General features: G+C 33.9%; 14 protein-coding genes. 12 read left to right on the top strand and 2 right to left on the bottom strand.

Going from position 1 to position 11,602, the window contains the following annotated elements:
- Positions 1–20 precede the first annotated feature (20 nt).
- The 7 genes from D1B32_RS20760 (at position 21) to D1B32_RS24485 (ending at position 5,608) form a co-directional block, all read left to right on the top strand.
- A complete protein-coding gene (locus D1B32_RS20760) occupies positions 21–1,130 on the top strand; it encodes a polysaccharide pyruvyl transferase family protein (RefSeq protein ID WP_118890341.1) in 1,110 nt (369 codons plus the stop codon).
- Positions 1,131–1,338: 208 nt separating this feature from the next.
- Positions 1,339–2,070, top strand: coding sequence for a cytidylyltransferase domain-containing protein (locus tag D1B32_RS20755; protein ID WP_118890340.1), 732 nt, complete (start codon positions 1,339–1,341; stop codon positions 2,068–2,070).
- Between the two features lie 12 nt (positions 2,071–2,082).
- Entirely contained in the window at positions 2,083–3,171 is a 1,089-nt protein-coding gene (pseG, locus tag D1B32_RS20750; protein WP_118890339.1) for a UDP-2,4-diacetamido-2,4,6-trideoxy-beta-L-altropyranose hydrolase, read from the top strand.
- A 2-nt stretch (positions 3,172–3,173) separates the two neighbouring features.
- Positions 3,174–3,728 (top strand): UDP-4-amino-4,6-dideoxy-N-acetyl-beta-L-altrosamine N-acetyltransferase, encoded by a 555-nt coding sequence (pseH, locus tag D1B32_RS20745; protein WP_095314445.1) that lies wholly within the window; start codon positions 3,174–3,176, stop codon positions 3,726–3,728.
- On the top strand, positions 3,728–4,777 hold the full coding sequence (gene pseI / locus D1B32_RS20740) for a pseudaminic acid synthase (protein WP_095314442.1): 1,050 nt from the start codon (positions 3,728–3,730) through the stop codon (positions 4,775–4,777). Before pseH ends, pseI begins: the two co-directional genes overlap by 1 nt.
- A gap of 63 nt (positions 4,778–4,840) precedes the next feature.
- On the top strand, positions 4,841–5,020 hold the full coding sequence (locus tag D1B32_RS20735; protein WP_095314440.1) for a hypothetical protein: 180 nt from the start codon (positions 4,841–4,843) through the stop codon (positions 5,018–5,020).
- 456 nt (positions 5,021–5,476) lie between these two features.
- A complete protein-coding gene (locus tag D1B32_RS24485; protein ID WP_262366405.1) occupies positions 5,477–5,608 on the top strand; it encodes a hypothetical protein in 132 nt (43 codons plus the stop codon).
- 96 nt (positions 5,609–5,704) lie between these two features.
- On the opposite strand, the gene D1B32_RS20730 is transcribed toward D1B32_RS24485, so the two are convergent.
- Positions 5,705–6,121, bottom strand: coding sequence for a M67 family metallopeptidase (locus tag D1B32_RS20730; RefSeq protein WP_158586306.1), 417 nt, complete (start codon positions 6,119–6,121; stop codon positions 5,705–5,707).
- Between the two features lies 1 nt (position 6,122).
- Complete coding sequence (locus D1B32_RS23915; RefSeq protein WP_158586305.1) at positions 6,123–7,199, bottom strand: hypothetical protein; 1,077 nt, start codon at positions 7,197–7,199, stop codon at positions 6,123–6,125.
- Between the two features lie 301 nt (positions 7,200–7,500).
- On the opposite strand from D1B32_RS23915, the gene D1B32_RS20725 reads away from it, so the two are divergent.
- The 5 genes from D1B32_RS20725 (at position 7,501) to D1B32_RS23910 (ending at position 11,282) form a co-directional block, all read left to right on the top strand.
- A complete protein-coding gene (locus tag D1B32_RS20725) occupies positions 7,501–8,187 on the top strand; it encodes a BMQ_0737 family morphogenetic spore coat protein (protein WP_095314438.1) in 687 nt (228 codons plus the stop codon).
- Positions 8,188–8,253: 66 nt separating this feature from the next.
- Positions 8,254–8,823 (top strand): hypothetical protein, encoded by a 570-nt coding sequence (locus D1B32_RS20720; RefSeq protein ID WP_118890338.1) that lies wholly within the window; start codon positions 8,254–8,256, stop codon positions 8,821–8,823.
- The gene (locus D1B32_RS20715) at positions 8,816–9,130 is read left to right on the top strand and encodes a hypothetical protein (RefSeq protein ID WP_118890337.1); all 315 of its coding nucleotides are present in this window, start codon (positions 8,816–8,818) and stop codon (positions 9,128–9,130) included. Before D1B32_RS20720 ends, D1B32_RS20715 begins: the two co-directional genes overlap by 8 nt.
- Before the next feature lie 77 nt (positions 9,131–9,207).
- Entirely contained in the window at positions 9,208–10,485 is a 1,278-nt protein-coding gene (locus D1B32_RS20710) for a surface carbohydrate biosynthesis protein (protein ID WP_158586304.1), read from the top strand.
- Positions 10,486–11,132: 647 nt separating this feature from the next.
- Entirely contained in the window at positions 11,133–11,282 is a 150-nt protein-coding gene (locus tag D1B32_RS23910; protein WP_158586303.1) for a hypothetical protein, read from the top strand.
- Positions 11,283–11,602: the final 320 nt, after the last annotated feature.

Here is an 11,602-nt window from a genome sequence, read left to right as displayed (position 1 = left end):
AGTTTGGGGAGGTCAAAAAGTTGAAATATTTAATGCTGTCTACGTACCCCTCAAAAGGGTCGAGAAATTCTGGAGATGATTTAATTGGAAAAAGTCTAATAAAACTTTTAAAAAAGCTTAAAGGAAATGATATCCAAATAGATACCGCATATATTGCAGATGCAAATCTTACCGATAATTTAAAGTTTAATTATAGCGCTATATTAGCTCCAGCTTTAAGACCAACGGCACTAGGCGAAGTTGTTGCACCAAAATTCCGAAATGATTATGTGAAAATAGCTCTTGATCATAAAATACCGTTTTACACTATCGGCGCTGGATGGAGTCAGTATCCTGGTACTGTTTCTCAGTCAAAAACCCTTAAGCTAAATCCAACTGAAATTGGAACCTTTAAAAAACTTTTTAACCAAAAGATGGGGACAAATAAAATATCGTGCAGAGATATTTATACGGAAAATGTTTTAAAAGGTAATGGTATTTCATGTTATGGTACTACTGGAGACCTGGGGTTGTTTGATACTGATTTTTTAGGATTACCGTTTAAACATCCTAATAAAATTAAAAATATTGCCGTTTCGATGCCACATAATAAGCATCACCTCTCAAAGGCATACGAAATAGCTATGAACCTAAAAAAAAGGTACTTCTGCAATGTTAAATTGGTATTTCACGGCTATTTTGGAAAGTTAGGTTCTTTATTACCAAAAGACTGGTTAGATAACCAAATTCAAATTATTGATTTAGCTGGAGGAGCAGAAAAGTTAAATTACTACGATAAAATTGATTTGCATGTTGGATTTAGACTTCATGCACATATTTGGTTCTTAAGAACTCGTAAACCTAGCTTACTTATTGCTGAAGACGGTAGGGGGACTGGGCATCTTACCACAATTAATGGGCTGGGCTATTCAGCTGCTCCTAATTCTGTTTTTAGTTTGGCAGAATTTCTACCTGATAAAATTAATGAGTGGAGGAAATATTTAAGTGAAATTCCTCCTTCTGACGATGTTTATAATATGTTAGATAGCGAGATTAATTCTGGATTTGATCAAACAAAGAATTCATTAAAAATTATTGATCATCTATGGAAAGAAAAAATGAAACCATTTTTAAATAGCATCCCTGAGTAACTTTGCGTCTTTTTTCATAAATTATTTACCAAAAGACAATTTAAATTTATTACATTAATAAGTTATTATAAGTTCAAATTAACAATAATGGTTAAATATATTGAAAAATGCAATAAGGAAATGCTTTAACTTTTACAGAATTTGATAACCTAATAGCTGGAGTAAAAAAAGTGATTTCCTATTATTCTGGTGACCTGAGGTGAGAAAAATGAAGGTAGTAGCAATTATACAGGCACGAATGGGTTCGACTCGATTACCAGGAAAAGTTCTTAAAAAAGTACTTGGCAGGCCTTTGTTAGCGTATCAGTTGGAGAGGGTAAGTAGATCTAACTATATAGATGGAATCCTTGTCGCAACAACTGACCAACTTCAGGATGATGCGATTGTTTCTTTCTGCCAGATGGCAAAAATACCGTATTACAGAGGGTCAGAGAGTGATGTACTAAAAAGATATTATAAAGCAGCTAGTCATGTAAAGGCAGATGCAGTAGTCCGTTTAACCTCTGATTGTCCAATTATTGATCCAACACAGATAGATAAAGTTATACAAGATTATTTCCTCCATAAACATCCTCTGCAATACTCTTCAAATGTATTAAAACGGACATTGCCAAGAGGTATGGATACTGAAGTATTTTCTTTACAGGCCTTAAAAAAGGCATATGACAAGGCAACATCTAAAACAGATCGTGAGCATGTAACAAGATATATGATAAACAATCCTTTAGATTTCAATTTAACGAATGTTTCCAATAACGAAGACTATAGCCACCACCGTTGGACGGTAGATACGATTGAGGACTTTATACTCATAAATAAAATTTTTGAAACTCTTTATCCATATAATCCGGAGTTTACAATGGAAGATACCATCGAATTACTCGATACATTTCCAGAATGGCAGTTGATTAATACGAATATCCAACAAAAAGAAGATTGAAAGTGTGAATCCATGAATATTTTTATAAGAGCTGATGCATCGACCAATATTGGAACTGGCCATGTCATGAGATGCCTGGTTTTGGCAGAGGATCTTCGTAAGAGAAGCGTAAATGTCACGTTTATTTGTCGGATATTACCCGGTGACTTAATCGCACATATAGAAAACAAAGGGTTTTCCGTCATTTCCTTACCACCAACCGAAAATAATATATCGGCTAACGAAGATGAGATTAGCAATGAAAATTGGTTAGATCTAAATTGGAAAACAGACGCACTACAAACGATTGAGGCGATATGCAAGAAGCCTGAAATTGACTGGTTAATAATTGATCACTATGGCATCGAAAAAAAATGGGAACGTAGCGTAAGACCGGGAGTAAAAAGAATAATGGTGATTGATGATTTGGCCAATCGTTCGCATGACTGTGACATATTGTTAGATCAAAATCTTTATAGAAATCTAGAAAAGCGATATGAAGAATTGATACCTGAATCTACCTCAACGTTATTGGGGCCAAAATATCTCTTATTAAGACAGGAATTTAGGGATTTACAATTTGTAAAAAATAAGAATGTCACCGTAAAACGCATCCTGATATCGTTTGGTGGGAGTGATCCTACAAATGAAACAATGAAAGCAATCAAGGCTATAAAAATAATCAATCGTCCAGAGATTGCTGTCGATGTTGTTGTCGGGATTTCTAATGAGAAATATTCAATTATCAAGAAATACTGTGAAAAACTCCCTAATATAAAAATCCACTATCAGATTGACTATTTAGCCAAACTTATGTCAGAAGCTGATTTGGCAATTGGAGCAGGCGGAAGTACAACGTGGGAAAGATGTTATGTAGGCTTACCTGCTATCACAATTGAAACTGCTGAGAATCAATCTGAAATTTTGGCGTATTTATCAGAAATAGGTGCAGTATGGCATTTAGGTGTTAGTGAGAAGGTGGATGAAGAGGATATCGCAAACAATATATTAAAATTAATCAATTTTCCAACTGTGCTGGTTGAGATGGTGAATGCTACAGCGTCAATTATGGGTGACTTTAGTGATAATCTTGTTGTTGAACGGTTACTTGAAGGAGAATAGCGATGATTAATCAGGAAGATTTTCAATTGAAACCAATCCATTCTGAGAATCTGAAAATTGTACTTCAATGGCGTAATTCTCAGCGGGTTAAATCATTTATGTATACGGATCACCAAATCACATGGGATGAACATTGCAAGTGGTTTGAAAGTCTGAAAACAGATCCGCTTAGGGAAACTTTTTTGTATTATCATAAAAACCTTCCTTTAGGATTAGTTAATTTTACGAATATTAATAAAGAAAACGCTCGATGTTATTGGGGTTTTTATATAGGCGAAGAAACTGCACCTAAAGGATCTGGAACCATTATGGGAATATTGGCTCTGGATAAAATTTTTAATGAAGTAGGGATGAACAAGGTATGTGCGGAAGTTATTCATACGAATAGTGGAAGCTTTCGTTATCATAAGAAATTGGGATTTATAGTTGAAGGCAGATTTGTCGACCATGTGTGGAAAGATAATCAATACTTGGATGTTATCCCTATGGCACTATTCAAAGAAAATTGGGCAAAAGTGAGAATTGAACTTTTAACTGATCTGAAAGGAGGTACATGATGAAAAAGATAAGCTTGGGGGGGAGGGAAGTAGGTCCGGACACCCCTCCATTTATAATAGCAGAAATGTCCGGAAATCATAACCAGTCGTTAGAACGCGCCCTGGAAATAGTGGAAACGGCAGCGAAGGCTGGAGCAAATGCGTTAAAAATACAAACATATACAGCAGATACAATGACATTAAATGAGGCCAAGGATGACTTCATGATTCATGACTCGAAAAGTATTTGGAAAAACAAATCGCTATATGAGCTATATCAGGAAGCATATACACCTTGGGAATGGCATCAGCCTATATTTGAACGCTGTAAACAATTGGGTATGATTGGTTTTAGCTCCCCATTTGATGAAACAGCAGTTGATTTTTTGGAATCGCTGAACGTTCCCTGTTATAAGATTGCTTCATTTGAATGTACTGATTTGCCTTTAATACGAAAAGTAGCTAGAACCAAAAAGCCAATGATCATTTCAACAGGGATGTGCTCTGCTGCAGAAATAGAGGAAGCTGTAAATGCTGCAAGAGAAGCAGGCAGTGAGGATCTAATCTTACTCAAATGCACAAGCACGTACCCAGCGTCACCAGAAAACACCAATATAAGTACAATTCCGCATATGAAGGATTTATTTCAATGTCAGATTGGCTTATCTGATCACACCATGGGGAGTGGAGTAGCTGTTGCAAGTGTTGCATTAGGAGCAACTATTATTGAAAAGCATTTTACTATTTCCAGAAAAGATGGTGGAGTAGATGCAAGTTTTTCCCTCGAACCTCATGAATTGGAAGCATTGGTTACGGAAACAAAAAGAGCTTGGCAATCACTTGGGAAAGTACAATATGGTCCATCTGATGCTGAAAAATCATCAGGAAAGTATCGGCGTTCTCTATATGTAACTCAGGATATGAAAGCTGGTGAGATATTAACAAAGGAAAATCTTAGAGTAATACGTCCTGGCTATGGTCTCCCACCGAAGTATTATGATATAGTATTAGGAAAGACAGTAGTTCGAGATGTGGAAAAGGGCACTCCGGTCAGTTGGGATATACTCTAGATTCTAATCTTTTCATTAGAAAACTTTTGAATTATCGTTTGAACTTATGGGAAGGAGTTTAGAGTGTTTTATCCTTCAACTAAAAATACCTACTTTCATTTAATCAGCAAAAAGCAGTTTTTTGATAAATTTTATCAAAAAACTGCTTTTTTAACTAGCTGGGAATGGATTTTTGAAGTGATTTTAGCCTCTATAAATAGAGCGGGATTTCCATTTATAAAAGGTCAAGATTTGTATCTATAATTATTCAGCACTCAACTCTGTAATTTTTTAGGGAGTTTTAATCTATTATACTCTATTAATATATAGTTATTGTTACCTGCTCTCTTTTTTATGTAAGTTGCTCTATAATGTATTCTGTTAATGGTAGATTAAGATTATTTTCATTTGTTTTATTCTCATATTATATGTGTTTACTTTCTCTGAATTGCTAGACCTCTTCGTTTCATTACTCTCTCAACTTTTTAGGTTCCATTGGTATAACTATTAACTATTAATTACTGTATAAATATTGCTCAGAGTATAGAAGAGGCTTTCTTGGAAGGGACTGAAATCCTATACTAGACACTGTGGATAAGTAGGTAATCGACTTTCTCTATATCCAGATATTGATAATCAGCCCTTCGTTTAATAGCCTCAAATCTATATGTTAAACACTAGTTCATATACAAGACCGCACAATTAATCCTATTCGGAGGAATGAATAATGGTCTTCTTAATTACCTTATTTTCATGCAGCACCCACTTCTTCCACTTACTTCTATCGGTCTTCTTTTAATGGATGACGAATCGATCACAATTGGTGTATTAGAAGGTTTTATCATTTTATGATTATTTTTTTGATTAATCAGTTTTTTGGATTTCAAATTTATCAACTCCTTGGATGTTATACTGCATTATAGTATATATGTTGTAAAAAAGGTCGGGCTATAGCGAGGGATTTATACAAAAAAGGCATTCTTCATAGCTGTTTTTTTCAATTTGATAACATTTAGTAAATGGAGGATTTGTTTTAAAAGAAATAATCACCATTTTTACTTTATTATCAGGGTGATTGGTAATATCATAAACTGAAGGAACAGGTGCTGTAGTAGGGTGGGAGTGATAGACAGCTAATACCTGCTCGCTCAGTTTTTTAATTTCTTGAATGGTTTTTTCAATCGTTCTTTTTTCTACAAAAAATCGTCTATCAGACCTTAGCCTATTTTCTAACTGCCAAATTGAATTTATTTTATGATTATTACCCGATAACAAACCACATGCCTCGAAAGGTAAACTCGACCTCCCATGTTTCAGCATATTATTATATATACCCTGAGGAATAATTATCTTTTTCTCTTCCATGCTAAACCTTACTTTTGAAGAGAGAAAAAAAGGAAGTGAATTCTTTTTTATTGTCGGATTTTTTTTCTTGATTATTCGATTTCTTCTCTTCATCATTGGAGGTTTCATTAGCAGGAATTTCTTTGGCAGTAGTTTCTCTTGGCTGTGTCGAAACACTGGAATAATCATCTTGTTGTTTATTCGTTTCAAAATGATTCTCAACATCTATGTGATCTGTTTGATGTTCCATAACTATATTTTCGTCAGTTAGAGCCAGATTATCGCTATGAGTAGTTAAAGAATCATTTTCTTGAATAATATTATCGTCTTTTTTTTTCTCTTGATTATTTGATGCTGTGGTTTTGGTAATGATATTTTTATTTAATTCATACGGATTATGCCGATAAGTCTTCCTCCCTTTACTCTTTAGAGTAGGTTTTTGAACATCATTATGAGAGTCAATTGGATGAACGATTTGATCTCTGGTTGTTGATTGCATGAAATTTCGGAACTTTGTTACCTCATTTTTTTTTTGGTTTGGTGCTTGCTCAATATATCTGGAAGATTCAAGCATATTCTGTAATTGTCTGTACTCTGATTGTCTAGGGGAATGTTGAATGTTGTTTGTATGGTGCTTTTGAGTATTTGATTGCATGTGTTCTTTTAATTGTAAAATTTCTCCTCTTAATCGATTGATATCATTTTTACCTTCTACCAACATGTTATCTTGCTTTAAAATAACATGATTTATATTTTCAAGCAGTTCCGTAAAACGGACTTGATTGACCTTTTCCATTATCTTATTAATATCTTGCTTTAATTGAATTACCGAATCATTCATGGAATTAATCTTTGCGGAAAGTTCTTTTTCCTGATGTTCGTATTCATTTATTTTATGCTGGAAATTATCTTCCATTATTCTCACTTCTCCTTCAAATTCAGTAAATTTTAATTTTAAAAGATGAAAATCATTTTTCGTCTTAACGTAATCATCTATCATATCTCCGATTTCTAATGATTCGAGCGTATATTTGTAGAAATTGAGTCTTTGATTCAATTCTTCAATCTCCTGAGCATTGTATAATTTGAATTGCTCCATCATTAATCACCCTTTTACAGCACATTAATATACTATTGATGAAACACCAATACGTGACAAATGTGCAGAATTTAAATACTTCTTTTTCTGATCTCTCATTATTCTAATCGTATGCATCGTTTATTTTTTTTAAGCTAAAGAAAATCACGTATGATTTGTGTTTGCAGCAGACCGCTTTGATATTTATGATATTTTCCTTACTTAATATCATGAAATTCCGCTAAATCATTATACGGCTTGGTGCATTTGTTCATATGCTACGAATGAAAGAAAATAAACTTATTCGGAGGTGTTTGCAGCTATGCAAGCAGAAAACTTAACAGGGGGTCAAGAACTCCTATGTATCAACACAGAAAAGGTATATGACTGGATTCTAAACGAAGCAACGTTTGATTTAAGCCTGGCTGATTTGGAATTACCAGTTAACCCTGCTACTGGCGCTCAATTAGAGTGTGACGACATTGACATCGATACGGTAACCTGTGCAGTTGCTCCTACTGCTGTGGATCCAATTGTCATTTTAGATCGAGTAGATCAGCAATTCGTTATCGATGGTGCACAGGTAACACTTCAGCTGGTGAACATTCGTAAGAACTTTGAAGTAACAATTTTCGTAGACTTAATACCAGAACTTGGAGGTGCGACTGTAGAAGTCGGTACTGCCGAATTTACACGTTGTGAACAAGTAATTCTGTGTGCACCAGAAGGTACAGATGTTAATGTAACTTACACAGATTTAGATTGCTTTGTTTGTACAGCAATTTGTGATCCTACAACAACAGCAACTCCTGATGAGCTAGATGTGACAGTTACTGTTCGTCTTTGCCAAAGTATTCAATCAGTTTTTGATGTAACACTGGAGATTGTTGCAGACTTCTGTCAACCAAGGGATATACTTCCAATCCCTCCATGCCCTGCACCTACAATCCCACCTCAATGCCCGGTAATTTTCCCAAGTAATAATACTGTCAGTGGTGATAAGTGTTAATCTTCAAGCATAGAAATAAAGAGAGGATTATTTCTCTCTTTATTTTTTATGGAGGTGAATTATTACATGAAAAGAACTGATGAAATACGACAAAAAATCGTAAAATGGCAGGAAATGAATACTTCATATCTAAATGAAATTAAATCTTTGGTAACAGAAAGGAAAGCATTGAACGAGTTCCACGTAATCAGCTACTTCTCATATTCACTAAATATATTTCATAAACCGGGAATCGAAAATTACTGCCTAGGTTCTTTTCATATACAGAATGTAGGAGGAAGACCGCTCACTAATCCATATATATGTATAAAAGTGTCCCAAGATTCTCCCTTTGACTTTTCTGGGAAATATTTATATAAGGATTCCAAGCAAAAAATGAGACTGACAAATGCGTGGGAACGGATAAATGATCCAATGGATAAACAGGAGTATTGGCTAAAGCCTGTTGGGAAAAGTGTGCTTAATCCTTCTGAAACACTTACTTTCTCAAATTTTCAAATGAAATGGTTACCGAAATCTACCTATGCAGGCAGTATAATGGGATTTACTTATGGGGATGAAGCAAAAGATGGAATTAGTTCCTTCAACCAGATTAATGTCAATGGAACAATAGTGGAGGAGGAGGGGAATGAATAATAACCAAAACAATTCAAACATAGAAAAATTAATTAAACAATTAATAGATGGGTATAAGAAGGAACATTTGGAGGAATTAGGAAGTGACAATAGGAAAGAAAACAACAGTTTTGTTTTTTTGGAAAAAAATACATTACATATGTTTATTAGTTTTATGTTAATACTTTTGGAAAAACAACATGATATAGGTGTAAGAAGTGATGAATCGGAATCATCTGTTAAAGAATTATCGTCTTACCTGGATTCCATAATCGAAGATAATCAAAAGGATTTTGAGGAACTTATTGATATATTAAAAAAAACCTAATCTTAGCTTATGCTAAAAATAAAAATTACTTTCTGCCGACTATGTTGTTTCTATAGAAAGGTTACGAGGTGATTAAATTGGGTAATCATAAAGGCTGGTTATATCTCCCGGTAGAAATAAAAGTCAGAGAATTAGATGCTAAGTTGCTTTTAGCATATTATGCTGTAAAAGAAGGTTACCGTGTCATTATTGGTGAACATAGAATGGTTGAGTTAGCATCAGCAACATATCCTAATGGAATCTTTTTTTCAAAAGGTTATCCAAAAGGATTTAGAAAAAGAATTATAACAAATGCAAAAAATAACGGACATATGATAGTTGAACTGGACGAAGAGGGGTTAATTTTGAGCAATACAACACAGTACCTAGATGACAGGATGAGGTCAGAAATGCTTGAATTGGTAACACAAGAATATTGTTGGGGAGAATTTCAAAAAGAAACCATTACCAAAGTTACACAGGAATTTGCAAGTAAATGCCATATTGTAGGCCATCCAAGGTTCGATCTTTTAAAATCAAAGTTCCAACCTTTCTATGAAAAAGAGGTTGAAGATATAAGAAAAAAATATCATGACTTTGTTTTGATCAATACTAGGTTTACACTGTATAATTCTATAACAGAAAAGAAAAACCAAAATACAGATGAGCTTACTTTGTATATAAAGCGCTTATACGATTATTTCTTGAATCTGATCAAAGATGTGTGTGTGAGATTTCCTGATACTAACTTTGTTGTTAGACCACATCCAGGAGAGAATATAAACGCTTATCGGGAAACATTCTCCCAACACCATAATGTACATGTAATTCATGAAGGAAGTATTGTTAAGTGGCTTATGGCTGCTAAAGTAATTATCCAAAATGGTTGTACTTCAAGCATCGAGGCTTTTTTAGTTGGAAGCCCGATCATTTCATATATACCAGTTACTTCAAAAGAATTTGACGTGGAATTTCCAAATGAATTAGGGTTCAAAGCTAAAAACAAACACGAGGTTAATAACATATTAAAGAATATACTAAATAAGCATTCCGCTGATCATCTATACAAACAACACGTAATAGAGAGTGAAAAATATTTAAATCAGTACTATGAATGGTCGAACGAAGAATTTTCCTACGTTGAAATATTACGTTTATTAAGTACCATTAAACTAACACCATCTTCCAGAAGATTATCTTCCTCACAAAAAACATTCTATTTAAAAGAAAACAAGAAAGTGAAGCATTTTTTTCCATCGCTTACAAATACGGAGATTGTGCATTTTTTTAGTAAATTAAATGAAGTAGAGAAATCTAATAGTGGTTTTATTATTAAGAAATTAGGAAAGAATCTTTATGATATATACCAAAAATAAATTTTGAGATTTAGACATGCCAATTTTTTTAGGAAAAAAATATAAACACCTTGTTTCCCTTCCGTAATGTAATAAATGTACAAAGCTTGGCTTGTGGTTGCATAATACCCTCCTCTAAATTGTATTTTTTTAACCATATTTCTTTCACAACTTTATGTTTATATCAAAACACTATAAAATTACTTATCGACCTTGATGAATGCAAAAAAAAAAGATACTTTTAATGAGTATCTTTTGTTGTCAACATATGAGATGACTACTGGAAATAAGCTAGCCTAAAAAAGAGGTTTGACATATGAAATGAGAAACGTAATGGCTCAGTCAGGAGATGAAGGAGCAGCCATATGCAGCTTTGCAGAAAAAACATCGTCAGATAATTTATTTTCCATAACGTCGTAATTAACAGAAGGCTATCGGTAAGTTTGTGCTTAACGATTCTTTATCTCTATGCCGTGTTTTACAACGTAGTGAGTTCGATACGCTTATCATATATCGATACTCATTATATTCTATGTAAATATGTATAGCTTGTTCAGGCGAACGACCTAATTTAAATGAATATTGACTAATTGGACGTATACTATCGCCTTTACCTTTATTTATTGGAAACATATACTAATTTAGTGAATAGGAAAAGAGGTGTCAAGATGAGTGGAATTTCTGTAAAAGCACAGAAGATTCGAAAAAAAGGTTGTGGATGTGGATCAAGTCAAGTATTAAAGTCACGTCGCCTTGATGGTGCAACGAATAGTAGATGGGCAATAAATCGACCAATTAAAGCAAGAAATTTACGATAAGTTTACAAGAAACAAATTGAATAAATAACAAACCAATGGTGGTTACCATTGGTTTGTTATTTAAAAAGAAATCCAATTAAAAAATCGGTAGCAATACTGAAAGGCTGTTCAAAAGGCGGATTTGCTACTTTATCAAATACATTCCATCAAAAGGGACTACTTGTCTTGTTAAACCCATCAATATCCAATCGAAGGGTTTGTCAAATAAAGTGTGTAAGTCCCTCTTACTCAAGGTACTTTAACACTCTATCTTTTAGCTCAACTTGAAGAAGAAGTTGGTTCATAACCATTGCCCAGTTTTGGATATGACCACCCTCCCA

Source organism: Oceanobacillus profundus (assembly GCF_003515705.1).
Classification (GTDB): Bacteria; Bacillota; Bacilli; order Bacillales; family Amphibacillaceae; genus Oceanobacillus; species Oceanobacillus profundus.
The sequence above is the reverse complement of the archived record's forward strand: the minus strand, read 5'-3'. Positions and strand labels throughout refer to the sequence as shown.